Source organism: Sphingopyxis sp. OAS728, assembly GCF_014873485.1.
Lineage (GTDB): Bacteria > Pseudomonadota > Alphaproteobacteria > Sphingomonadales > Sphingomonadaceae > Sphingopyxis.
This window is the reverse complement of sequence record NZ_JADBDT010000001.1, coordinates 4,550,275-4,573,347: the sequence shown is the minus strand read 5'-3', so window position 1 is coordinate 4,573,347 and position 23,073 is coordinate 4,550,275. Positions and strand designations below refer to the sequence as shown.

Genomic DNA, 23,073 nt, shown 5'->3' with positions numbered 1-23,073 from the left:
AGCCGGGATCGCGCTCTCATCATCGGGCTCATTTTCGATCCGGTCCGATCGCTTTGGGGATCTTGCGGTTCGCGTCGAGCAACCGCTCCACGCTGTCGAGAAACACGACGGTCGAGCGGCCAACCTTGGCGGCTTCAATTTCACCGCTCGCGATCAGTATGTAGACCGTCGAACGGCACAGCCCGGTCATGGCGATCACATCGGGGATCCGTACCGTGATGGGCCTCATGTGCGCTTGGGTAAAGCCGTTCGCCATGTTTCTCTCCAATTGCCCCCGCCTTTTCACCGGCTCTTGCGCGCACTGGCGAACCCGCGGTCGGTTGCCATGAACCGCTCGACCATCGCGGGGATCAATCGTTCGGGCGGCAGCGCGGCGGCAAGGCCGTTCAGCTTCGCATGTATCGCGGCATAGGCGGCGAGATCGCGCAGCAGAGCTCCGGGGAACTCCACCGTGAGTTTCACCGGTTTCTCTTCGGCGAGCGGTCCAAGACGAAGCTTCGTCACTGCCTGGCCCCGCTGTCGATCGGCTCGAGCACAAGATCTCGCGTTACGATCACCCGGAATGCAAAGCCGGGACGAATGGTGAGTGTTGGCGCAACCGAAAGCTCGCGTTCGACGACGCGCCGCCCGGCTTCATTCGTTCCGTCCTGCGCGCCCGAGCGCAGCGCCCGAACGAGCTCGCTGTCACCGCTCGACGCGAATTCGGTGCCGACGCCAAGCAGCGACGAAATCAAGGCGGCACGAAGCATGCGCCCCCAGTGGTTGTCGACCTTGTCTTCGAGCCCGGCCATTCCCGAGGCATCGGCGCCCGGTTGCCGGTCGAGCCGGATCGAGCGACCACCCGGAAGGATAAGCCTTTCCCACGCCAGAAGGACGCGGCTCTGACCTGCGATGACCTCGCTATCATAATCGCCGACCAATCGGCTGCCCTGCGGAACAAGCAAAACGCGGCCCGTGGGACTGTCGAAGACATTCTGGGTCACCTGCGCGCTGATCTGTCCGGGCAGATCCGATCGGATTCCGGTGATCAGCGCCGCGGGAATGACTGCGCCTGCCTGGAGCACATAGGGCGAGCGTGGCCCCACGATCTGCTCGCTGCTCTCGATGGGTGCGCGGTTGCCCCCGGCAAGATATTGGCCCCTCGCCGAAATCGCGGTCGTCTTCTCGGCGACTGCCACGTCCGGCGCCGGAGCGGCAGTCATCCGGCTAGCCGCTTCGTGAAGCAATGTGCCCGCGTCGCCCCCGAGGAACAGCCGGCTCGCCTGCGCGGCATCGCGTTGCTGATGCGCTCGCTGCCGCGCCTGTTCTGCCGCCGCGATCCGGGGATCGACGGGGGCCTGCGCCATGCCGGGGACCGGGACCGCTTCGCGTGCATTCCGGGCGGATATGATCGGTCGCCCGAGATCGCCCGGCAGCGGCGGTCCGAGTTTCGGGACGGCGCTATAATCTGCGGGCCCGCCGGTTATCGTCTCGGACTTGTTCGGGTTCGCGACTTCGTAGTGTTCCTGCGCAGTTTTGGGATCCGGTGTTCGCAGCGCCCATAGCAGCGCGCCGCCGATCGCAAGGCCTGCCGCCCCGCCCGCAAAAGCCAGCGTCTTGCGCGACAAGCGCATGACCCGCGGCAGCTCGCCTTGAAGACGAAAGCCGTCGGAGCCGACCGGCGCGGCCGGCGCGGGCGCCAGTTTCACCTCCGGGCCCGCTTCTTCGGCCTCTCGGTCGGGCGCGCTCACTTGCTGCTCCGGCGCTGCGGCGTATCGCGCTCGATGCGGACCGATTTCGCGCCGCCTCCGTTTCCGAGGCGAAGCTCGCCGCGCTCGAAGAGCCGATCGACGATCATGAAGCGGCCGTGGACGCGGTAGTTCACCAGTTCCGCGACACCTTTTTCGCCGAGGATGAAAAGCGGCGGCATTTCGCCGGTGGCGACCCCGACACCGAATTCGACGAAGATCTGCCGGCCGTCGTCGAACACCCGCTGCGGACGCCACGCGACCTTGTCGCCGGAGACCCGGTAAGCAAAATTGAGCGCGGCAAAGTCGATGCCGCTCGCCACTGGCGCGGTCCTCGCACGGTCGGCCTCGGCGGCGCGGAGCGCGATGAGTTCGTCCTGCGGATAGGACCAGGATACGCCCGCCATATAGGTAGCAGGCGTCGCCCGCAGCTCGAGGTGATAGGTCCGACGGCTGATGTTGATAACGAGGTTCGTCACGAGGTCGGGCCGCGTTGGTTTCACTAAAATATGGACGCGCCGCGACGCGCCGGTCCCGCTCAGCGTGTCGCCGATGATCCAGCGCACCGTGTCGCCCGCGGCGACCGGGCCCGGTCCGACCAGTTCCTCGCCTTCCTGCAGCGCGATATCGGTCACCTGCCCGGGCGCCGTGTAGATCTGGAAAAGTGCACCGTCCGCCCATGCATATTTCTGGATCGCATTCAGGAAGGTCGCGCGTTCCGGCTGGACGCGCGCGGCATCATTGGCGCGGCCGACCTGGACCTTGGGATCGCCGGGCGCGGCGTGCGCGGGAAGACCAAGCGCGAGGGCGCCCAGCAGAAAAGGAAAACGGTTCACTGGCTGAGCTCCTTCGACCAATTTAGAGCGGAAATCCGAACGCCCAGCGGGTTGGCGCGCAAGGCTTCGGGCGTGCGCGGCGGCTGGATCGCGACGGTCACGATCGCCGACCATCGCGAGGTTTCGAGGAGGCTGCCATCCTGATAGCGGCGCTCGGCCCAGGCGATGCGAAAGCTGTCCTTCGAGGCGCGGACGACGCTCGACACGTCGACCGCGACCTGGCGCTTGCCGATCTCCGCGAAGGGATCGTTCGTTCGCGCATAATCATTGAGCGCCTGCGCGCCGCTCGTGGTCGTGAAGTCATAGGCGCTGAGCCAGTCTCGCCGAAGCACGACGGGATCGGCGGGGATCGAGCGGACATGCTCGATAAAGCGCGCGAGATGGAAGGCGATCTGCGGATCGGTCGGCTCGAAGTCGCCACTGGCCGGCGAAACCGACCGCGCCTCGCCGAGCTTGTCGACCTCGACGACCCATGGCGTGATCGTGCCGCGCGAGGCTTGCCAGACCACCGCCGAGGCAAGGCCGCCCGATAATAGGAGGCAGCCGAAGAAGGCGAGCCGCCAGTTTTTGGCCTGAACACGCGCCCCGCCGATGCGGTCGTCCCACACCTGGGCGGCGCGTTGGTACGGCGTCACCGGTTCGGCTGGCTTGCCATAATGTTTGCTCGGTCGTCGAAACATCGGATCATTCCTTCTCGCTGATATCGGGAGCGGAGCCGGCACCGTGACTGTCGCCGGACTTGAGGGTCTGCGAGGCAATGGTCGCGCCGGAAGTCATGGCCTGTCGGCGCTTCATCGCCGCGGCCCAGGCCGGGGAGCCGCCGGGCGCCGTGCCTTGCGCGGCGGCAGCAGGGGCGGAGGCAAGAGCCCTCCCCTGTCCTTCCGAAAAGCTTTGGCCAAGCTTCGCTGCGGCGCGCCGCAGCGGTGATGCCGCACCGCTCGCGGCGCCGCGCGCCACATTGGCAAGACCGGCACCGAAAGCCCGCATCCCGCTCTTTCCGGCCGCGCCGCGGGCATAGGAGGCCGTTGCACCGCCGGCCGTGCGCGAGGCACCGAGCGCAGTTCGGCCCAGCGCGCTGCTCGCAGCGCCAGCTGCGAGCGTTGCGCCCGCCGCACCGGCGGCGAGCGTTGCGCCCGCCGCAAGGGTGGTGCCCGCCGCCGCGCCGGCGCCGAGTTGCGGTCCGCCGGCGACAATGCCGTTCGCGACGCTCGGTCCGAAAATACCAAGCCCGAGAAGCGTCAACGCCCCGAGCGCAATGGCCATGACCTCGCGAATATCCGGATCGGTCCCGAGACCCGCGTCCATGAAGCGCTGAAACAGCGTCGCGCCGATGCCGGTGATCACCGCAAGCACGAGCAGCTTGATCCCTGATGAGATGACATGCCCGAGCACCCGCTCGGCCATGAAGGCGGTCCGAGCGAAGAAGGCGAAAGGCAGCAGGACAAAGCCCGCGAGCGTCACGAGTTTGAACTCCAAGATCGTGACGAAGATCTGTACCGCGAGGATGAAGAAGGCGATGACCACGATCACCCAGGCGATCAGCAGGATCATGATCTGAACAAAGTTGGTGAACAGCCCGACGGGGCCCACAAGATCGGCCGTCGCGTCGAGCAGCGGCTCCGCGGCGTCGAGGCCCGTCGCGGCGACCATGCCGGGGCGCATGAAATCCCCGATCGCCATCGCCCCGCCGCTCGCTTCAGCCCAAGACCTGCGAAGCTTTCCAAAAGAATGGTCGCAAGCGTCTGAAAATTACCGATGATGAACGCAAACACACCGATGTAGAGTGTCTTTTTGACGAGCCGTTGCAGCACATCTTCGTCCGTGCCCCACGCCCAGAAAAGCGCCGCGATCGTCACGTCGATGACGATGAGCGTCGACGACAGGAAACCGACCTCGCCGCCGACTAGCCCAAAGCCGCTGTCGATGTAGGTCGAGAAGACCGACAGGAAATTGTCGATGACGCCTGTGTCGTTCATTGGTCGCTCTTTCTGGAACCGAAGAAGTGGCGCCGCTTCGCCTCCCACGCCGCCGTGCATTCGGCGTCGGCTGCAGTGACGGTGCGGCAGCGGCGAAGTGTGCCGGCATATTCAGGTGGCGCGTCCGCTCCGGAGATCCGGGGAGCGGACGCACCGGGCGCGGGCGGATCAAGCGCAGCGACGAGAGCAAGGGCTAGCGCAAGCCCCAGAACGATTGCTCCCATCACCAGTCCGCCCGCCCGGCCCATCTCAATTACCCTTTCGGAAACGGCGAAAGCGTTCGCGTCCTTCCGCCTCGGCGGCAGCGGCGCGAGCAGCGGCGAGCATTTGCGCTCGGCCCTGCGCGCTCATGACGGCCGCGAGGTCGGTTATTTGCTGCGACTGGATCGCGAGTAGCTGGTTACCCGCTTGCGCAGCCTGCAGCGCCCCGGTGGCCGACTGGCTCGCCCCGACGATCGCAGAAATCGACGTACGCGTTCCGCCCATGTTCGAGACTATGCCGGCCTGCACTTTCATCGCGTCTTCGAATGCGCCGACGCTGTCCTTCCAGCGCGCCTCTGCATTGGCGACCATATCGGCGGCCGAGCCGGTCAGCGCACCGCCCTTGTAGCGCTGCTCGAAGCCCTTCCGGATATCGGTCACATCGAATGCGATACCCTCGGCTTCGCCGAGCAGCCGGCGTGTCTGGTCGACCTGTGCCTGCAGCTCGCCGAGCGTCGAAACCGGCAGGCTCTGGAGATTGCGGGCCTCGTTGAGCAGCGAGGTCGCCTGGTTCTGGAGCTGCTTGATCTGGTTGTTGATCTGCTCGAGCGTGCGCGCCGCGGTCAGGATATTTTGCGAATAGTTGCGCGGGTCGTGGACGATACCGCCGACCTGACCCTGCGCCGGCATCGCCAGCATGGAGCCCGCCGCCGTGAGCGCAGCGAGTGCTGCGGCGACCATCGTGCGGACAAGTTTCTTCTTCATCGGGGAGACTCCTCAGTAGAGACGGCAATGGCGGGGAGCAGCTCGGCCGCCCATTCGAGCTTGCGGTGAGAGAGCCAGGCGGCAGCAAAGCCGTCCGGGCCGTGTTCGGCGAAAATCTCGCCGATGCGCGTCTGGTCGATTTTCGAGGAGGCGGCCGTGAAGGCCAGCGCGACTTCGCCAAGTCCGAGGTCGAACAGGCGGTTGCCGCGCCGCGACTGGCAATAATAGTCGCGCTTGGGGGTCGCCCGGCTCAAAATCTCGATCTGCCGGTCATTGAGCCCGAAGCGTTCGTAGATGCGCGCAATCTGCGGCTCGGCGGCACGTTCGTTCGGCAGGAATATGCGTGTCGGGCAGCTCTCGATGATGGCGGGCGCGATGCTCGACGTCTCGATGTCGGCGAGGCTCTGCGTTGCGAACACGACGCTCGCATTCTTCTTGCGAAGCGTCTTCAGCCATTCGCGCAGTTGCGCTGCAAAGGCCGGGCTGTCGAGGACGAGCCAGCCTTCGTCGATGATGATGAACGTCGGCGAGCCGTCGAGCCGCCCGGCGAGACGGTGGAAGAGATAGGAGAGGACAGCGCTAGCCGACGCCGCGCCGACCAGCCCTTCGGTCTCGAATATCTGCACGCGGGTCGCGCCGAGCCGTTCCTCGTCGGCATCGAGGAGCCGTCCCCATGGGCCGCCGATGCAATAGGGCGCGAGCGCCAGCTTGAGCGGCTGCGACTGGAGGAGGACCGCGAGACCGGTGATCGTCCGCTCCGGAACCGGAGCCGTCGCGAGCGAGGTGAGCGCCGACCATAGATGCTCCTTCGCCGCGGGATCGACCGCGACGCCCTCGCTTGCGAGGAGAGTTGCGAGCCATTCGGCAGCCCAGCTGCGTTCGGCCGCCTCGTCGATACGGGCCAGCGGCTGCAGGGCGACACCGCCGTCTCCCGCGTGGAGCGCGCCTCCGAGATCCTGCCAATCGCCGCCCATCGCGAGCGCCGCCGCGCGGATCGAGCCCCCGAAGTCGAACGCAAAGAGCTGTGCGCCGACGTAACGGCGAAACTGCATTGCCATCGTGGCGAGCAGCACCGACTTGCCGGCGCCGGTCGGGCCGACGACGAGGCAGTGGCCGACGTCGCCGACGTGAAGCGAAAGGCGGAACGGGGTCGAGCCTTCGGTCTTGCCGTAAAGCAAGGGGGCGTCACCGAAATGCTCGTCCCGTTCCGCCCCCGCCCATACAGCTGAGAGGGGAATCAGGTGGGCGAGATTGAGCGTGGAAATGGGAGGCTGACGGACATTGGCGTAAACATGGCCGGGGAGGCTTCCGAGCCAGGCCTCGATGGCGTTCATGCCCTCGATCGTGCAGGTGAAGTCGCGGCTCTGGATGACCTTCTCGACCAGCCGCAGCTTCTCCGCCGCGAGAGCAGGGTCCGCGTCCCAGACGGTGACCGTCGCGGTCACATAGGCGATGCCCGAATGATCGGCGCCGAGTTCCTGCAATGCCATGTCGGCGTCGGCGGCCTTGTTCGACGCGTCGCTGTCCAGGAGCACCGATTGCTCGTTGGTCATTACCTCCCTGAGGATCGCCGCGATCGACTTGCGCTTGGCGAACCATTGCCGCCGGATCTTCGTCAGCAGCTTGGCAGCGTCGGTCTTGTCGAGCATGATCGCGCGGGTGGACCAGCGATAGTCGAAGGCCAGACGATTGAGTTCATCGAGCAGCCCCGGCCAGGTCGCGGTCGGAAAGCCGGTGATCGTGAGGGTGCGCAAATGCGATCCGCCCAGCCGCGGCTCGAGACCGCCGGTGAGCGGCTGGTCGGTAAGGAGCGCGTCGAGATAGACGGGTGTCTCGGGAATGCGAACGCGTTGCCGCTTGGTCGATACCGTGCTGTGCAAAAAGGTCAGCGTCTCGCCATCGTCGAGCCATCCGGCCTCGGGCATGAAGCCTTCGACGAGGTGGAGAATACGGTTGGTGCGATCGATGAAGCTTTTCAGATATTCCCTCGGATCGACGCTGCTCCGCTCCATGCCCTCATAGAGCCACGCCTCGGCGCGCGAAGCGTCCTCAGCCGGCGGCATCCACAGGAGGGTAAGGAAATAGCCGCTCTCGTAATGCGTGCCCTCCTCCCGGAATTGCTCGCGGCGTTCCATGTCGACCAGCGCCGATGCCGGATCGGGAAATTCGGACTGCGGATAGGCGTTCGACGGAACACGCTGCGCTTCGACGAACACCGCCCAGCCCGAGCCGAGGCGGCGGAGCGCATTGTTTAGCCGCGACGTTACTGCGACGAGTTCGGCGGGCGTCGCGCTTTCGAGATCGGGACCGCGGAAGCGTGCGCTGCGCTGATACGACCCGTCCTTGTTCAGCACCACGCCCTCGCCCACGAGCGCGACCCAGGGAATGAAGTCGGCGAGACAGGCGGATTTCGAGCGGTATTCGGCGAGATTCATCATGGCCGCATCCAGACAGGATATTTGAGGTGACGCCGGGCGACGTCAACGAAGTGCGGATCGCGCCGCGCCGCCCACACCGACAGCGCGTGACCGATGGCCCAGATCGCGATTCCGGCGATCCAGAGGCGGAGGCCGAGGCCAATCGCGCCGGCGAGCGTGCCGTTGACGATCGCGAGGCTGCGCGGCGCGCCGCCGAGCAGGATCGGTTCTGCAAGCGCGCGGTGGACGGGCGCGAAGAAGCCGGAGATCTCCGCCTCGGCTGCCATCAGACCAGCGCCCCGCCGCCGAAGGAGAAGAAGGACAGGAAGAAGCTCGACGCCGCGAAGGCGATCGACAGGCCAAACACGATCTGGACGAGCCGGCGGAAGCCGCCCGACGTGTCGCCAAACGCGAGGCTGAGCCCGGTCACGATGATGATGATCACCGCAACGATCTTGGCCACCGGCCCCTCGATGCTCTCGAGGATCGACTGGAGCGGAGCTTCCCACGGCATCGACGAGCCGCCGGCCCAAGCAGGAGCCGCAACAAACAGGGAAACGGCGAGCGCGGTGGCGGACAGAGCGGCACGGCACGCACCGCGGCGAAAAGCTTTGATCATCTTATGTCTCCTTCAGGGGTGATGAGCGGCGTGAGGCGGTAATCGCCGGTCACCGGGTCGAGTCCTTCGACGCGGGCGAGTTCGGAAAGACGGCGCCCGGCGCCGTCGCGGACCAGCACGGCCACCAGATCGATAGTCTCGGCAAGGAGCGAGCGAGGCACTGTGATCACCGCCTCCTGAATGAGCTGCTCCATACGGCGCAGCGCACCGAGCGCGCTTCCGGCGTGGATCGTGCCGATCCCTCCCGGATGGCCTGTGCCCCACGCCTTCAGGAGGTCGAGGGCCTCGGCGCCCCGGACCTCGCCGATCGGGATCCGATCGGGACGAAGGCGAAGCGACGCGCGGAGGAGGTCCGAGAGCGAAGCCACGCCGTCCTTCGTGCGCATAGAGACGAGGTTAGGCGCCGTACATTGAAGCTCGCGGGTGTCCTCGATGAGGACGATGCGATCTGACGTCTTCGCAACTTCGGCAAGCAATGCGTTGGCGAGCGTCGTTTTTCCTGTTCCGGTGCCGCCCGCGACCAGGATGTTCCGCCGCGCGGCGACCCCGCGCCGCAAGGCTTCGGCAGCGCTCATCTCGATGATGCCCGATGCGACATAATCGCCGAGCGTGAAGACCGCGACGGCGGGTTTGCGGATCGCGAACGTCGGTGCCACCACGACGGGCGGGAGGAGTCCCTCGAAGCGCTCGCCGCCATCCGGCAGTTCGGCCGAGACGCGCGGCGCACCGCCATGGACCTCCGCGCCGACATGATGCGCGACCAGCCGAATAATGCGCTCGCCGTCCGCCGCGGCAAGAAGAATGCCGCTATCGGTGATCCCTACTCCCAGCCGATCGATCCACAGACGACCGTCGGGATTGAGCATGATCTCGATGATCGCCGGGTCGGCCAGCCATTCCGAGATGGCACCGCCAAGGGCAGTCCGGAGCATGCGTGCGCCGCGCGCCTGCGGTTCCGTCCGGATCGATTCTGTGCCCATTGAAGATCCCGGTTCATGGGCCGGGCAACAGCGCCCGGCTCGACGGGGTCGATTAAGAGACGCAGAAACCTCCGCGCTTCAACAGCGATTTACGCGCGTCCAACAACAGGAAAGAATAACCGGCGAAACGAAAGGCGACCTGTTCAATTCGGAACGGAATCACCGTGTGTTACCGCGTTGATGCTTGCGCTCGCCGCCTTTGTGACAAGAGTGGGACCCATGAACGATTCGGGGTCGCACCCACGCCATGACGAAGATCGCTGGAACCGCCTGACCGAGAAGCAGCGCGCGTGCCTCGACCTGCTCATCGATCATAGAACCTCGAAGGAGATTGCGCGGCTGCTCGACATTTCGAAGCATACCGTCGACCAACGCCTGAACGCCGCGCGCGATTCCCTCGGCGCCCAGGACCGAAACGAGACCGCGTTCATCTACCGCCAGCTCAAGCAGATATACGACCGGGTGACATACGACGCGGTGGAGGTTCCCCGCCGCCCGGCTTTGGTGCGATCCAAGTTCCCGAACGGAAGCCCGCCCAATCTGATGGACTTGCACGACAAGGCCGCGGATCTGGGTCGGCCCTCGAGCAACCGCTTTTCGTTCAGGGGTCTATGGAGGCGCGACCATAATTCTCCGGCGCGGGTCTGGATCATGACGGCGATGCTCGTTGTCACGCTCCTTGTACTTCTCGCCGGGCTCGGGATTGCGCAAGCGCTCAATCAGCTGATCTCCGGCTGACCTCTCATTTCTACCGTCACAATTGGCTGAAGCCTTTCAGGTTTCGGCGAAGGAGAAGTCATGCCTCAGAATATTTCCGCAATGGCGGCACGCCTGCAGCGCGATGTGCCGAACGCCGAGACGAGCATCGACGATGCGCTGATCGCGCTCTTGTCGCTGACGACAAGCGTCGTAACCGCGCGCCGCGAGACTGGCGTGCCTGCCAAGACCGGGCACGGTACGATCGCCCGGCTCGTGGAGGCGCAGGCCTCGCTTGTCAAAGTGAGCGGCCAGATCCTCCGCGCCCACGGCGAGCTCGTCGAGATCGGGCGGGAAACGGCGGGCTATGACCTTCGCGAGTGCCCCGAGGTGGGCGCCCCCAATGCGGTCGGTGCGGCAGCGGCGGCCTGAGGCGAATTGACCGGGAGCGATGGGCATGGATAGTGGCGTGCATGCGCACTGCCCTCTTCGCCGCCTTCCTGCTGATCGCTCTTGCCTACGCGCTCTGGCGCGGCGGCGGACCGGAGCGTGCGATGGCAGCGATTGCGGTCACCATCGTCGCCTGGGATCGGTTGCTGGTGACGTCGGGGACCTTTGTCTACAGCTCGCTCGACATCGGTTATCTGGCGCTCGACCTGTTCGGGTCGCTGGCGACGATCACCCTGGCGATGACGGCGTATCGCTTCTGGCCGATGATGGCGGCGGTGCTCCATACGCTGCCGTTGCTCGCCCATTTCAGCCGGGTGGTGGACATGTCGATGCACCCGGCAGTCTATCTCACGATGCAGGTGGCCTCGTCATGGTGTCTTCCTCCGCTGCTCATCGCTGGCACATGGCATCATCGGCAGCGGCTGATGCGGCACGGCAGCGATCGATCCTGGCGCGGCTCATCTCCGCCATCGCACCCGATGACGGCGAGCGGCTAGCCGGGCTGCTACTCGAAGAATTCCAGACGATCGGGCGGATATGGTCCGAAACCCCGGAAGCCTTGAGCCGAATTCTCGGCCCCGATTCCGCGATAATCGCACTCATCCTTGTCGCGCGCGACGCCGCGCTGGCGACGATGGGGAGCCACATGCGGGGCGCCGTGATCGATACGTTCTGCCCGGAGATCCGCAGTTACCTCATCGCCTCGATGGGATCGCTGCCGGACGAAATGCTTCGGATATTCTTCCTCGACGCCTCAGGCCGGCTAATCGCCGACGAAATGTTGCAGCAGGGATCGCTAAGGCAACTGGCTCTCTATCCGCGGACGATATTCCGCCGCGCCCTCGAGCATAATGCGGCGGGCCTCATCCTCGTCCACAATCATCCGAGCGGCGATCCCGCACCGAGCGCGGATGACGTCGAGACGACAAGACGGCTGGACCAGATCGGGCGCTCGCTCGATGTCGCGATCATCGATCACATCATCGTGACGTCCAGCCACACCCATCACATCGTCCGCGACGAACGCCACTCCGGACCGACGGCCGCGTCAGCCGCTTTCACCTTGCGGGCCCCTGCACCACCCGCAAGCGATCTCGCCGTCGCCCTCGGAAATGCACGGACGGCGCTTCATCGCCGCCTGCTGCGCGAGCAATTGCTCGGGTCTCCCGAGCTGTTCGGCGACCCGGCATGGGAGATGCTGATCGATCTTTTCATCCATGAATGCGAGGGCAAGGAGCTGTCGATCAGCTCGCTCAGCATCACGCCGAGCATGCCGCTCAGCAGCGCGCTCCGCCTTGCCCAGAAGCTCTGCGACGCCGGCCTCGTTCGCCGTGTACCGGATCCCTTCGATGGGCGCCGCAGCATCATCAGGCTGGAGGCGGCTACAAGCCATCGCCTCCGCGCCTATTTTGCTGAGGGTTCCGATTGAAGGTCGCCCGACAAATCCCGCGATAGTTCGGCAGCCAGTTTGGGGCCGGCGTTCATGCGCCGCGCCAGCGCGGCGACAAAGGCTTCCCATCTTCGCTTCCCGACCGACTGTGCCGCTGGCAGCGCCGCCTCGGGCAAGGGCGGCGTGTTGGTGAGCCAATGGCGAACGAGAAGCGCCAATGTCTCGCTCACCAATTCGCCATGCCACTCGATCCGGTCGAGCTGGCGCGACATCCGGTCGAGCCGCCGCGTGACCATCGCCTCCATGCGTTCCTCATGATCGGGGGTCAGGAGCGACGCGAGCGCCGCTTCGACTATCTCGGTCCGCGTCAGGCGCCGCTGCTGCGCCCGCTCGGCGACGAGGCGAACAAGTTCGGCATCAAGCCTGAAGGTCTGTTTGATGTGTCCCCGTCTCACAGCTCGATCCCGTCATCGGGGTCGAGTGACGCCGCCCGCGCGTTACGCGCGAGGCGCCGGTCGGCTGCGGAGCGAAGCCGGGCGGCGTCCGCCTGCGCGCCATCATCGCTGAAATCGAACTCGCTGGTGAAAACTAGCGCGGGCGGCGCGATGTCCTCGTGCAGCGGAAGCTCCGGCTCCTGCCTTATGCCGCCGTTCGCGCCGTCCTCGTCAAGATCCTCCTCCTCGACGGGCTCGGGGCCGGCTTCGGGCAGCACCCGTTTCGTCCAGTCGTCGGCGCGATCGACGTGCACGGCCGCGGTCACCGGAGGCGGCAATATTCGGCGGGCAAAGCACGCGTCGGCGAAATAGCGTGCCTTCTCAGCGCGGATCGGCGGCAAACCCGAAACCATGACAAGCTCGTCGCTTGGCGGAAGCTGCATCACCTCGCCGGGCGTAAGCAGCGGACGCGCGGTCTCGGTGCGCGATACCATCAGGTGGCCTAGCCAGGGTGAAAGCCGGTGCCCTGCGTAATTCTTCATCGCGCGCTGCTCGGTGGCCGTGCCGAGCGCATCCGAAATCCGCTTCGCCGTTCGCTCGTCATTTGTCGCGAAACTGACCCGGACATGGCAATTATCGAGGATGGCATTGTTCATTCCGTAGGCCTTCTCGATCTGGTTCAGCGATTGCGCGATCAGGAAGGCCTTGATGCCGTAGCCCGCCATGAAAGCGAGCGCGCTTTCGAAGAAGTCGAGGCGTCCGAGCGCCGGAAACTCGTCGAGCATGAGAAGAAGCCGCTGCGGCCGGGCGGCGGGATTGAGCTCTTCGGTGAGCCGACGCCCGATCTGGTTGAGGATCAGGCGCATGAGCGGCTTGGTGCGGCTGATGTCGCCCGGCGGAACGACGAGGTAGAGCGATACCGGTGTATCCCCCTCCATCAGGTCGGCGATCCGCCACTGTGATCTGCCCGTCACTTTGGCAATGACCGGATCGCGGTAGAGGCCGAGGAACGACATGGCGGTCGAAAGCACACCCGAGCGCTCATTCTCGCTCTTGTTCAAAAGCTCCTGCGCCGAGGCAGCCACGACGGGATGGACGCGGTCGCCGAGATGCCGCGCCTTTTTCATCCGGTGCAGCGTCGCCTCGATCGGTCGGCGCGGATCGGATAGGAAGGCGGCCACACCCGCCAGTGTCTTGTCCTCCTCGGCGTAGAGCACATGGAGGATGGCACCGACGAGCAGAGCGTGGCTCGTTTTCTCCCAGTGATTGCGCTTCTCGAGGCTCCCCTCGGGATCGACGAGCACGTCGGCAACATTCTGCACGTCGCGCACTTCCCGCTCGCCCCTCCGTACCTCGAGCAGCGGATTATAGGCGGCGGATCCGGCATTGGTCGGATCGAAAAGCAGGACGCGCCCGTGGCGCGCGCGAAAGCCGGCGGTGAGCTGCCAGTTTTCGCCCTTGATGTCATGGACGATACAGCTTCCCGGCCAGCTCAGCAGCGTCGGGACGACGAGCCCGACGCCCTTCCCCGAGCGCGTCGGCGCGAAGCAGAGGATATGCTCGGCACCATCGTGGCGTAGATATTGCCTAGCGAAGCGGCCGAGGATCACGCCATCCTTGCCCAGCATGCCGGCCTTGCGGATCTCGCGTTCGCCTGCCCAGCGCGCCGACCCATAGGTCTCGGCGCGCCGCCGCTCGCGGGCGCGCCATACCGACATGGCGATGGCGGTGATGATCGAAAGAAATCCGCCAGACGCGGCGATCGCCGCGCCTTTGTAAAAGATCGGCGGCGCATAGGCATCGTAGGCGAACCACCACCAGAAGAAGGCGGGCGGCGGATAGACCGGATAGCCGTCTACCCGAAACCATGGCGCGCCGAGTGCCGGCTGAAAGCCGAGCGCGCCCGCCGTCCACTGCGTCGCCGCCCAGACCGCCCCGGTCGCGACGGCGAGGACTATGACGATCTGCCCCCATAAAATCCGGTCATTCATGTCCTGCTCCTTGTGTCAGATGCCGATCCCGCGGCTGCGGCCGAGCGCCCAGTCGATCCCGCCCGCCGCGTTCATGGTCCCCGCGATATGTTTGCCGAGATGCCGGTCGAGCGCGGGGCGCCACGGCACGAGCTGAAAACCAAGCCCGTCGTCGATCATCGCGAAGCGGCCCGAAGCGAGCGAGACGCGCTCACGGTAAATCCCGGCCATATGCTCGCCCGGTCCCGCTGGCCGGCGCGCAAGTCCCGTGCGTTGGGCGATGGCCTCGCCAGCGGCCTCGAGATCGCGGCGGCGCAGGGTCTCGATCAGTCCCGGCTCGAGCCGGAGCCGTGTCCCTTGCCGGCGCGCCAGGCCTTCGCCTTCGAGGAATTCAGCGCGCGCCTTCATCGCTGCGTGAAGTTCGAGACCGAAGCCCGAGCCCGCAACAGGATCCCGCGCGAGCAATTGCCGGTCGAGCCAGGTCGCTCCGCGCGCGGAAATCTGATCGGCCAGCGGAAGGTCCGAACGAACGGCGAGCGACAGCCGCTGTTCGCCGTCGCGCCCGTCCCAGCGGCGCAATTCGACGATCGCGCCGCTGGCCGCATCGCCTGTCCATTCGAGGTCGGCGAAGCGGAGATGATGCGTTCGGCCGTCGGTGGCATCGACGATCGCGAAGGCCGATCCCGCGAGCTCGTCGTCGAGGCCGCGCGCGACGAGACGACCGACGAGCGGGCCTTCGCCCTGCCCCTCATGAATTGAGAGCGCTGCCGTATCGAACGCCAGGCCCAGCGATCGCATTTCACGGTGCATCGTCCTGATGATGTCGCCGCGCTCGCCGATCCTGCGGAGCATAGTCTCGGCGTCGGGGTCGATCACGTAGATCCCGGGCGATAGCGCCGCTGCGAGCCCCATCGCCTCGAGCCGTGCGGCGCGGCCGCGCAAATGGCGATCGGCATCGGCGGCCCCGCGCTCGGGGCGCAGATTGACGACGCCGGTCTCGCGCCCTCTCGCCAGCAGCTCGGCGTCGAGCCCGGTCCAGCGATCGGCATCGACCTCGCGCGCACGGGCCTTGTCGATCTGACGCTCGGTGCGCGGGCCAAGCCCGAGTGTCGCGATTTCCGAAGCGCGCCCGCGGATGCCCTCGGCGACATAATCGCGGTCGATCACCAGGTCCGAGCCGTCGGCCGCGACGCCGCGCACGAGGATGTGGACATGCGGATTGTCGGTGTTCCAATGATCGACCGCGATCCAGTCGAGCGGCGTTTCGAGATCGCGCTCCATCTGCAACACGAGGTCACGCGTAAAACGCCGGAGGTCGCCGAGCTCGGCCGCATCCTCGGGGCTCACGATCAACCGGAAGTGGTGCCGGTCGTCGCCGCAGCGCTCGGCGAAAGCGGAGCGATCGGCGTCATCGCGAGACGCATCGAACATCGAAGCATCACGCCCGTCGCGCGTCACGCCGTCGCGCTCGAGGTATGCGATGTGCCGCCCGAGCGGCGCCGAGCGAAACGCCGCGCCCCGGTGCCGCACGATCCGCACCATCACGGTGACGCGGCGCTGCGCCGGACCATGACGCAGCGCTGCGAGAGCCCGGCGGCCGCGGCCGTGCCGCCCCGAGCTCCCGCGGCGCCCGCCGCCGGGCCGCGAGCGCGCAAATCCCGAACGGGCGGCGGCGCGCTTCACCTGCGCGGCGAGCCGCTTGCCCCGCTGCCCCGCGCCGGCGCCTGCATCCCTTCCCTTTCCGGGCCGTATCCGGAAATCCTGGTCGTCGCCCATCATGTCGCCAATGCCAGCGCGCAAGCCATTGTAACAGAAGAAAAAATATATGCGGGGACTGGCCGCAGCAGAGGCGTGCCATATGGAATACCCCAGCGAAACCAACCACATACCGCCAGCGAGCTGGCAGGTCTTTTATCTTGCCCTCGCTCCCACCGGCATATTCCAACCCGTCGTCCGCTAAAATCGGCTTCGATCAGAGGGTGGCGGTAGCCATGCATCACGCTCAACGGTCGCTACCGGAAAGCGGAACGAACATCGACGGGAGAGGACGCGCGGCGGGCAGCGAAGCTGCCGCCGGCGCGCGCTCGGCCTGCAGCGCCGGTGCAGCGGAGCTGCCCGGCTGGTTGCTTCCACCGCGACCGGCAAAGAGCGACGCGCTGCGCCAGGCGGGCGCGCCTGCGGACGGCGCGGGAGCGAGCGGAGCGAAGCTCGATGCGCCGATCGCGGGCGCGATCGCTGCGACGTAGGCGACCGTCTCGGCAGGCAGACCGCGCCGCCCCGCCGCGTAGGCGTCGGCGCGGCCGGGTCCTGCATTATAGGCCGCAAGCATCAGGCGGACATCGCCGTAGCGATCCCACATCGCGCGCAAATAGGCCGCACCGCCGAGGATATTTGCGCGCACATCGAAGGGGTCACGCCCGAGGCCATGGCGTGCGCTGAGCATCGCCCAGGTCGCGGGCATGATCTGCATTACACCCATCGCGCCGACAGGAGAAACAGCGCGGGCATTGCCGCGGCTTTCGACGTGCATCACGCGCCAGATCCAGTTCTCCGGGATGCCGAAGCGAAGCGAGGCCTCGGCAACATGCGCAGCATAGGGATGCGGCGCGCCCGGCGGAGCCGGTGCCGCCAACGCATTCCCTGCGGCACCGCACAGCGGTGCGAGGAAGAACAGCGCGGCGGCGATGCGCGCGGCGCGGACGCGCGCAGAGCGAGCCGGACGCGTCACCGCTCAGGCCTTGTCGCGCGGCATAGGCCGCGACCAGAGAAGATGGTATTCGTCTTCATTCTGCGCCGAGCGCAGCAGGTTGGCGCGGATCGGTGCACCGAGCACGGGGTCGTCGATCTGCAGCGCGACATAGGATCCGGCGCGCTCGCTGCGCCGTTCCCATCCCGCCCCGATCTCTATGCCATTGTCGGCCTCGACCAGGAGAACGCGCCATGCGGGCGCGTTCTCGGTGTCGGACGGCTGCGCCGGAACGATCGCGATCATCGCATCGAGAAGAAGCGTGCGGATCTGCCCCGCGAAGCCGTCGTCTGCGGATTGAAAATTGCCGATAATCATCACTGGGGTTCCTTTTCATACGCGGTGGAAGGGGGATGCGGAGCGCCCGTGCGCCAGCGCAGCGGCGTGCCGGGGGCATCGCGGGTGAACAGCGGATGGGCGGTGCCGATCACGGCCGCTGCAGGCAGCGGCCCGAAATAGCGGCTGTCGAAGCTGCCCGGCGCGGCACCGAGGACAAAATATTCGCCGCGCTGAAGGCGGCGGCAGCCGAGCCAGCGCGGCAGCGGCCGGCCCGATCGGTCGCGCGCATGGGCTCTCGCGGCCCCTCTGCCATCGACCGTCACAAAGCTGCCGCTCCGGCAGACGAGCGCACCGTCGCTGGCAGCGACGCGTTTCAGCAGCGGCACGCCGCGTGGCAGATAACCGCGCTCCGCGAGCAACGCCGCGACACGCTCGGGCGGGTCGATCAGCGCAAGCTCGCCGGCCTGCGGCCGGCGCCCGACCTCGACGCCGTAAAGGCCGATGGGCATGCTCGCGCTCGCGTTCCAGACGAGCCGGGGCTGCGGCGCGAGCGCAGCGACCGCGCCGAACAGCCCGGCGAAGATTACCCCCGGAACGAGCGCCGCGCGGAGCCGGCGCCGCCTCATGAACCGATCGCCTTGCGCCGCAGCCATGCGGCGTGGCGGTCGGCCCCATAGGGCCGGAACGGCAGTCCGGCGGAAAGCTGGCTACCGATATGGCGCCAGTGATCGGGCGCGACGTCGCACGGATCGACGTCCGCCGCTTCGATCGCATCGATGGCCTTCAGGACCTGCTCGACCTTCGGCCAGCCATCGAGACGGAGCAGCAGGTCGCCGCCGGGCCGGATGAACGGATAGGTCGCGTACGGCGACCCCGGCGTGACGGCCTCGACGATCGCGATGCTCGAATGGATCGTTCCGAAATCGTTCGAGGTCCAGCGTATGAACGCGAAGATGGCGCCGGGCCGGAAGGAGGCGATACGCGTCCGGCGATTGACAATGCGGTCCGCCGCGACGCGTCCGAAGCGTATCCATTGCTCGAGACGGCCTGCAATCCATGTCAGCTCGACGTCAGTCAGGCCGGAGGCCGACGACGGCTTGGCGGCGCCATCGGCGCGGCAGGCAGCCGTCGCGGCGGATGGCTGCGCGGCCTGAAGCGCGCGCATCAGCGGCGCCCCGGGCGAAGCGGCGAGATGGTTCCGGCGCCGGGATCGGAGGTCGAGGTCTTGCGCCCGATCGCCGCCCACGCGTCGAGATCGGCGATCGCATAGACGATGCGGCCGCCGAGCTTATGGTAGCGCGGGCCGGTTCCGTAGCAGCGATGCTTTTCGAGCGTCGTCGGCGAGAGGCTGAGATGAACCGCCGCCTCCGGCGTCCTCAAATAGCGCGGTGCGACGGGCACGGGACGGTCGGACAATCTTGCCTCCTGCCAGCAACCGGAACCAACCGAAGGCTCCAGGAACCGAAAGGCGACATTGGGAAATCAGAGGAAGGATTCGGAACGGACAAACAGGCGGCGTGCGGAATGTCCCGATCAGGCCGAGCGAAGCAGGGCGCTGAAGCCGCCGTCGCGCATCGCAATGGCAGCACGCTGCCAGCGTGCGATACGCCGCCGTTCGCTCGAGGCATCCCATTCGGAAGCCGAATAGCCGCCGGCATCGGCAAGCAGCAGCGCCGCGGCGATCTCGCGAGCCGGCGCGCCTTCGTCCAGCGCGTCGAGAAGACGCAGCCACTGGACGAGCCGCCAGCGCTCGGTCGGCCCGGGCGCGCTCCCGGTCGGCGGCGCACCGCCGCCGATGTGGAGCAGTTCCCGGTGCAGGGACATGATCAACGAGGCACGAAGCTCGGTCTCGGCGTCGGCCGGGGCGAGGAAGGCAAGACGCTCGTTCGCAAGGCAGCGCCGGATCAACAGCCGGTAGCGACGTCCCCCCGCACGCAGCACGACATGCCAGTCGCGGTAGGCAAGAAGTTCTGCCGACACTTCGGGTCCATCGAATATTTCAGCGAGGCGCAGCGCCGCGAAGCCCTTCGGCGCGGGGCGGGCGATGGTGACGAAGGCGCATGATTGCGGCTGCCACAGGGCGGGTGCCACGTCGGCCGACAGGTCAGGGTCCAGGGCGAAAAACCAACCCCCAGCGGCTGGCGAGCCGCCGCAAGCGCCGGCGCCGCTCGGCGCCCCGCGCCGCGGCGGCGGCCGCATAGGCACGGCGATAGGCCGGATTTCGCCGCAGGAACTCCTGCGCGAAATCGGCGCGATCATATTGCTCGAATATTTTCTGAAAATATGGCGACTGCCACCCGGCTGCCTGTTCCATTCGCACCTCCGTCCCGTTTGAGGAGAATAAACCGCGAAATAGAGCCGGTTCCGTCGCTGGCGGCGACCTGGTTACCGGCGCGCAAGCGACGATGCTTAGCGCAAATTCGTCTCAATCCCGCACGCTAACATCCTCAATCTGGTGGTAACATCGCCCGGTCGGAACCGGGCGATGTCGCAGGATCAATTGTCGCCGCGGCGCTGCTGGCGGTTCCAGACGAGATCATGCTCGCCCTCCTCGCCCGGGAAGAGCTGCGCGAAAATCGGCGCGATGAAGCTCGGATCGTCGAGCTTGACCGAGAGATAGGGCCTGTTGTCCTGGCTCGTCTTTTGCCAGGCGGCGCCCACTTCGGCATCGCTGACGAAGACGCGGTGGCTCGGCGCATTGCCGGTGGAATTCTTTTCCGGAACGATGCGGACCGGCCTCGCCTGCACCGAGAGCGTTACGATCTCGCCGAGATATTCGCCCGACACCAGTTTGAAGCTTCCGATCTTGCTCATGACGATTTCCTTTGCTGCATGTCGTGGTCGCACCAGCGCGGCCTCGATGCGCATCGGCAGGCGGCAAGGGATCGTGCCGCAGCCCTCGGGCCCGGAGCGAAGCGGAGGATGGCGGCGCTAAGATTTTCTTGTTTCGCGAGGAACGGCGGCACGCCGGGGGAAGAAAGTCGCAGGCTCCGCCGTTGCGGCCAGCGATCCAGCGTCAGCGGCTTGCCGGCAGATCGCGCAAATCGAGAGGCCGGACCGGTGCGGCACCCACGCAAACGGAGAGCGATGGCGACGGTGCGATAATCTCGAGCGAAATCGCGTCGCCGTTCGTTCGCGGTCAGGCCCCTAGCGGGACGCCTTCCTCGGATCGATATCGCTGCGTTCCCACGAGACTCCGCCAGGCGGAAACCGCGGCGGTCACCGCGCCCGCAGCCCCGAGACATTCCAGAAGTGCGCCCTCGGCGAGCAGGAGTCCCGCGAGCCCCTTTGCTGCCTGATATCCGGCGACACCTGCCGGAAGAGCAAAGGTGAGTGCCACAACGGTGCCAAGCAGCGGCGGCGCCGCAGCGCTGATCATTCGCCCGGTCCCCAAGACGATCAAGCCCGTGAGCAGCCCCGCGGCGATCGACGCGCCATAACCATAGCCATGTGTATGCAACCAGATTCCCGCGCCGATCCCGGCGTAGAGCGGCAGTGCAAGGGCGGCCAAACGGAACATCAGCACTGTCAGATAGACAGCTGCCGCAGCGCCAAGGATGATCATGAAGGTCACAAGCGTCCTCCTTCAGGACGCGCTTGCCACCACCACCACAGCGCAATCTGCAAGAGCAGATTAGCAGGCCGGATCGCAGGGTGGAACCGCAACTGGAACCACCCCGGATCGAGTTCGGGGTCAGCGCCCGAACGGGTCATATTCGCTGACGATCGTCGCCGGATCACCGTCGAATTCGTCGAGCGGCATCACGGTATAGCCGTTCGAGGTTTCGATGAGGACGATGATGGTCATCATCGTGCGGGCGAGGTTCCAGCCGAGCGATTGGGCAGTTGAAAGCGGCATATCGAAGCTCCTGCGGGAGCGGGCCATTCCCGCTCGACAGGCGCCCCGCCGGACGGGGCCAGACCGCAATCACCGCGGCCGCAGGCTGCGGCCCAAGCGTAGCGAAGGGACCCCTCGCGGGTTGATTGACGGAGGGATGGCCTCGGCCAAGGGATCAGCGGCTTGCGTGCGGGGATGGAACGCGCCGGAGCCGGTCCTGCGCGCCTGCCCTCTCCCGGCCCAATCCATGCCGGGCGATGACGGATTGCTAGCCGGACGGCGCTATCGTTGTTCGCGGTCGACCAGCAAGGCGGTGGCGGGTTTGCGCCGCAACGCCACGATCAGCACGCCCCCGAGGGCGAGCGTCGCTCCGATGGCCATTCGCGTATCGAACGCGTCATTGGTGATGAGAACGCCAAAGCCGATGGTCGCGAGCGGCGTCATCAGGGTCAGAGGCGCAAGAAGATTGGCCTCATATTGGCGTATCAGATGATAATAGGCCGAGTGAGCGCCGACCGATACGACAAGCCGGTAAACAGCACCGCGATCGCAAAAGGCCATCCGACCGCCGTCGCCGCCGCGATATGTCCTTCTTCGAACAATGCGGATCCGATCCCCAGCACGATGATCGAGACAAAACCCACCCAGGCCTGAAAACGAAATGGCGTGACATCCTCGACCTGCTTCATCAGCACCGCGCCGGCGGAGCCAGCGAAGGCGGCAGCCACCACGAAGCCTAGCCCCGCCGACAGGGAAAATCCCTCCGGGCGCCAGGTGACGATGAGCACGCCGAGCAGGGTCAGGCCGATGCCGAGCCCGCGGCGCCAGTGGATCCGCTCGCCGAGCATCAGCACGGAGAGCAGGATCGTGAAGGGCACCCCGAGCTGGAGGATGATCGCGGTCGCCGAGGGTGACGCGGTCTGGAGCGCGATGAACAGCAGCGCGAAATTGCCGCCGCCCATCAACAGCGCGATCAGCAGGATCCGCCATGCCGGGCGCGGGATCGGCCAGAGCCAGGGCAGCATGACCAGCGCGACGACGGCGAAGCGGAGCGCCGCATAGAAAAGCGGCGGGATCGCCCAATTGTCGACGATGATCTTGCTCAGCACATTGTTGAAGGCCCAGATCAGGCAGACCAATGTGAGAAGGAAAAAATCGCGCACGCGCACTGGACGGAACCTCCGGAGCGGCCCGCGGCCGCGACGCTGCCCCTATCCCCTTGCCCCGGCTGCCGCAATTGCGGCGGCGCAAAAAGACGGAAAAGGCCCCGCCAGGAGGCGGGGCCCGGGTCCGGTCAGCTGGGCGGGTTCCAGATCAGAACCTTCTGTGAGGCGTCGTCGCCCGGCGCATTGGCGATGTTGCAGTACATCGTGCCGAGTTCGGGGGCCGAGAGCGAGACCGAGACATATTCGGCGCCGGTCGTCTGCGAGGTCCGGATCCAGCCGGCGCCCAGTTCGAATCCGTTTTTCTTGCTGATGACCCGGTAATCCGGCTCGCTGTCCTTGACCTTGCGGCCGTTGGGCAGGATCGCGATCGGCGCGGTAACACTGAGGGTTGCAAGCGTGCCTTCGAAGCTGCCGTCGGCCTTGGCGACGAGTTTTGCGATAGTGGCCATGTGAAGTCTCCTTGGTTGCTCGGGACCATCCCGATGGCGCCAACCCAAGGGCCCGCGAGCTGCCGTCACCGAGCGGAACGCGAGGGCGAACCCCGCATGGGGTTGACGGCGAAGGCGAGCCGGGACCGCAGAAG

At 66.3% G+C, this 23,073-nt stretch carries 31 protein-coding genes and 1 pseudogene; 4 read left to right on the top strand and 28 right to left on the bottom strand.

Annotation, left to right across the window (positions count from 1 at the left end):
* Positions 1 to 28: 28 nt before the first annotated feature.
* From GGC65_RS21705 to trbB, 12 genes and pseudogenes are all read right to left on the bottom strand, one after another.
* Positions 29 to 256 (bottom strand): helix-turn-helix domain-containing protein, encoded by a 228-nt coding sequence (locus GGC65_RS21705; protein WP_192649052.1) that lies wholly within the window; start codon positions 254 to 256, stop codon positions 29 to 31.
* Positions 257 to 282: 26 nt separating this feature from the next.
* A complete protein-coding gene (locus GGC65_RS21700) occupies positions 283 to 504 on the bottom strand; it encodes a DUF2274 domain-containing protein (protein WP_192649051.1) in 222 nt (73 codons plus the stop codon).
* Positions 501 to 1,730: a TrbI/VirB10 family protein gene (locus tag GGC65_RS21695; RefSeq protein WP_318780211.1), complete on the bottom strand. Its 1,230-nt coding sequence runs from the start codon at positions 1,728 to 1,730 to the stop codon at positions 501 to 503. The genes GGC65_RS21700 and GGC65_RS21695 overlap by 4 nt, the downstream gene beginning before the upstream one ends.
* A complete protein-coding gene (gene trbG, locus GGC65_RS21690) occupies positions 1,727 to 2,563 on the bottom strand; it encodes a P-type conjugative transfer protein TrbG (protein WP_318780210.1) in 837 nt (278 codons plus the stop codon). Before trbG ends, GGC65_RS21695 begins: the two co-directional genes overlap by 4 nt.
* On the bottom strand, positions 2,560 to 3,243 hold the full coding sequence (trbF, locus tag GGC65_RS21685) for a conjugal transfer protein TrbF (protein WP_192649049.1): 684 nt from the start codon (positions 3,241 to 3,243) through the stop codon (positions 2,560 to 2,562). The genes trbG and trbF overlap by 4 nt, the downstream gene beginning before the upstream one ends.
* A gap of 4 nt (positions 3,244 to 3,247) precedes the next feature.
* Positions 3,248 to 4,539, bottom strand: a pseudogene (gene trbL / locus GGC65_RS21680) (P-type conjugative transfer protein TrbL).
* Positions 4,536 to 4,763: a putative entry exclusion protein TrbK-alt gene (gene trbK-alt / locus GGC65_RS23790; protein ID WP_192649048.1), complete on the bottom strand. Its 228-nt coding sequence runs from the start codon at positions 4,761 to 4,763 to the stop codon at positions 4,536 to 4,538. The pseudogene trbL and the gene trbK-alt overlap by 4 nt, the downstream one beginning before the upstream one ends.
* A 25-nt stretch (positions 4,764 to 4,788) precedes the next feature.
* Positions 4,789 to 5,505, bottom strand: a complete 717-nt coding sequence (trbJ, locus tag GGC65_RS21670) for a P-type conjugative transfer protein TrbJ (protein ID WP_192649047.1) — start codon at positions 5,503 to 5,505, stop codon at positions 4,789 to 4,791.
* Complete coding sequence (gene trbE, locus GGC65_RS21665; RefSeq protein ID WP_192649046.1) at positions 5,502 to 7,943, bottom strand: conjugal transfer protein TrbE; 2,442 nt, start codon at positions 7,941 to 7,943, stop codon at positions 5,502 to 5,504. The genes trbJ and trbE overlap by 4 nt, the downstream gene beginning before the upstream one ends.
* Positions 7,940 to 8,209 carry a VirB3 family type IV secretion system protein gene (locus tag GGC65_RS21660; RefSeq protein ID WP_192649045.1) on the bottom strand — a complete coding sequence of 90 codons (270 nt, stop codon included), beginning with the start codon at positions 8,207 to 8,209 and terminating at the stop codon, positions 7,940 to 7,942. Before GGC65_RS21660 ends, trbE begins: the two co-directional genes overlap by 4 nt.
* Positions 8,209 to 8,541, bottom strand: coding sequence for a TrbC/VirB2 family protein (locus tag GGC65_RS21655; protein ID WP_192649044.1), 333 nt, complete (start codon positions 8,539 to 8,541; stop codon positions 8,209 to 8,211). Before GGC65_RS21655 ends, GGC65_RS21660 begins: the two co-directional genes overlap by 1 nt.
* On the bottom strand, positions 8,538 to 9,473 hold the full coding sequence (gene trbB, locus GGC65_RS21650; protein ID WP_413052745.1) for a P-type conjugative transfer ATPase TrbB: 936 nt from the start codon (positions 9,471 to 9,473) through the stop codon (positions 8,538 to 8,540). Before trbB ends, GGC65_RS21655 begins: the two co-directional genes overlap by 4 nt.
* 267 nt (positions 9,474 to 9,740) lie before the next feature.
* Between trbB and GGC65_RS21645 the strand changes: the two genes are divergently transcribed.
* Genes GGC65_RS21645 through GGC65_RS21630 form a run of 4 tightly spaced genes read left to right on the top strand, consistent with a single transcriptional unit; the run spans position 9,741 to position 12,096 of the window.
* A complete protein-coding gene (locus GGC65_RS21645; RefSeq protein WP_192649042.1) occupies positions 9,741 to 10,259 on the top strand; it encodes a helix-turn-helix transcriptional regulator in 519 nt (172 codons plus the stop codon).
* A 60-nt stretch (positions 10,260 to 10,319) separates the two neighbouring features.
* Positions 10,320 to 10,649, top strand: a complete 330-nt coding sequence (locus GGC65_RS21640) for a hypothetical protein (RefSeq protein WP_192649041.1) — start codon at positions 10,320 to 10,322, stop codon at positions 10,647 to 10,649.
* Between the two features lie 41 nt (positions 10,650 to 10,690).
* Positions 10,691 to 11,164, top strand: a complete 474-nt coding sequence (locus tag GGC65_RS21635; RefSeq protein WP_192649040.1) for a hypothetical protein — start codon at positions 10,691 to 10,693, stop codon at positions 11,162 to 11,164.
* Positions 11,071 to 12,096 carry a JAB domain-containing protein gene (locus GGC65_RS21630; protein WP_192649039.1) on the top strand — a complete coding sequence of 342 codons (1,026 nt, stop codon included), beginning with the start codon at positions 11,071 to 11,073 and terminating at the stop codon, positions 12,094 to 12,096. The genes GGC65_RS21635 and GGC65_RS21630 overlap by 94 nt, the downstream gene beginning before the upstream one ends.
* Here the strand turns inward: GGC65_RS21630 and GGC65_RS21625 are convergent.
* From GGC65_RS21625 to GGC65_RS21555, 16 genes are all read right to left on the bottom strand, one after another.
* Positions 12,072 to 12,512, bottom strand: coding sequence for a ribbon-helix-helix protein, CopG family (locus tag GGC65_RS21625; RefSeq protein WP_192649038.1), 441 nt, complete (start codon positions 12,510 to 12,512; stop codon positions 12,072 to 12,074). The genes GGC65_RS21630 and GGC65_RS21625 overlap by 25 nt on opposite strands.
* Complete coding sequence (locus tag GGC65_RS21620; protein ID WP_192649037.1) at positions 12,509 to 14,482, bottom strand: conjugal transfer protein TraG; 1,974 nt, start codon at positions 14,480 to 14,482, stop codon at positions 12,509 to 12,511. The genes GGC65_RS21625 and GGC65_RS21620 overlap by 4 nt, the downstream gene beginning before the upstream one ends.
* Positions 14,483 to 14,497: 15 nt before the next feature.
* Positions 14,498 to 16,240 (bottom strand): relaxase/mobilization nuclease domain-containing protein, encoded by a 1,743-nt coding sequence (locus GGC65_RS21615; protein WP_192649036.1) that lies wholly within the window; start codon positions 16,238 to 16,240, stop codon positions 14,498 to 14,500.
* Between the two features lie 223 nt (positions 16,241 to 16,463).
* Positions 16,464 to 17,189, bottom strand: a complete 726-nt coding sequence (locus GGC65_RS21610) for a lytic transglycosylase domain-containing protein (RefSeq protein WP_192649035.1) — start codon at positions 17,187 to 17,189, stop codon at positions 16,464 to 16,466.
* A gap of 3 nt (positions 17,190 to 17,192) precedes the next feature.
* The gene (locus GGC65_RS21605; RefSeq protein WP_192649034.1) at positions 17,193 to 17,525 is read right to left on the bottom strand and encodes a DUF736 domain-containing protein; all 333 of its coding nucleotides are present in this window, start codon (positions 17,523 to 17,525) and stop codon (positions 17,193 to 17,195) included.
* A complete protein-coding gene (locus GGC65_RS21600; RefSeq protein ID WP_192649033.1) occupies positions 17,525 to 18,112 on the bottom strand; it encodes a S26 family signal peptidase in 588 nt (195 codons plus the stop codon). The genes GGC65_RS21605 and GGC65_RS21600 overlap by 1 nt, the downstream gene beginning before the upstream one ends.
* A complete protein-coding gene (locus GGC65_RS21595; RefSeq protein WP_192649032.1) occupies positions 18,109 to 18,651 on the bottom strand; it encodes a DUF2840 domain-containing protein in 543 nt (180 codons plus the stop codon). The genes GGC65_RS21600 and GGC65_RS21595 overlap by 4 nt, the downstream gene beginning before the upstream one ends.
* Entirely contained in the window at positions 18,651 to 18,902 is a 252-nt protein-coding gene (locus GGC65_RS21590; protein WP_192649031.1) for a helix-turn-helix transcriptional regulator, read from the bottom strand. The genes GGC65_RS21595 and GGC65_RS21590 overlap by 1 nt, the downstream gene beginning before the upstream one ends.
* Positions 18,903 to 19,019: 117 nt before the next feature.
* Positions 19,020 to 19,577 carry a DUF2285 domain-containing protein gene (locus GGC65_RS23520; RefSeq protein WP_318780209.1) on the bottom strand — a complete coding sequence of 186 codons (558 nt, stop codon included), beginning with the start codon at positions 19,575 to 19,577 and terminating at the stop codon, positions 19,020 to 19,022.
* Between the two features lie 13 nt (positions 19,578 to 19,590).
* Positions 19,591 to 19,800: a transcriptional regulator domain-containing protein gene (locus GGC65_RS21580; protein WP_192649029.1), complete on the bottom strand. Its 210-nt coding sequence runs from the start codon at positions 19,798 to 19,800 to the stop codon at positions 19,591 to 19,593.
* Positions 19,801 to 19,982: 182 nt separating this feature from the next.
* Positions 19,983 to 20,300, bottom strand: coding sequence for a DUF736 domain-containing protein (locus GGC65_RS21575; protein ID WP_192649028.1), 318 nt, complete (start codon positions 20,298 to 20,300; stop codon positions 19,983 to 19,985).
* 325 nt (positions 20,301 to 20,625) lie between these two features.
* Positions 20,626 to 21,060: a hypothetical protein gene (locus tag GGC65_RS21570; protein ID WP_192649027.1), complete on the bottom strand. Its 435-nt coding sequence runs from the start codon at positions 21,058 to 21,060 to the stop codon at positions 20,626 to 20,628.
* A gap of 120 nt (positions 21,061 to 21,180) precedes the next feature.
* A complete protein-coding gene (locus tag GGC65_RS21565) occupies positions 21,181 to 21,345 on the bottom strand; it encodes a hypothetical protein (RefSeq protein ID WP_192649026.1) in 165 nt (54 codons plus the stop codon).
* A 261-nt stretch (positions 21,346 to 21,606) separates the two neighbouring features.
* Positions 21,607 to 21,768, bottom strand: a complete 162-nt coding sequence (locus tag GGC65_RS23515) for a hypothetical protein (protein WP_225940951.1) — start codon at positions 21,766 to 21,768, stop codon at positions 21,607 to 21,609.
* Positions 21,769 to 21,809: 41 nt separating this feature from the next.
* Entirely contained in the window at positions 21,810 to 22,493 is a 684-nt protein-coding gene (locus GGC65_RS21560; RefSeq protein WP_318780208.1) for a DMT family transporter, read from the bottom strand.
* Between the two features lie 125 nt (positions 22,494 to 22,618).
* Complete coding sequence (locus tag GGC65_RS21555; protein ID WP_192649025.1) at positions 22,619 to 22,939, bottom strand: DUF736 domain-containing protein; 321 nt, start codon at positions 22,937 to 22,939, stop codon at positions 22,619 to 22,621.
* Positions 22,940 to 23,073 lie beyond the last annotated feature (134 nt).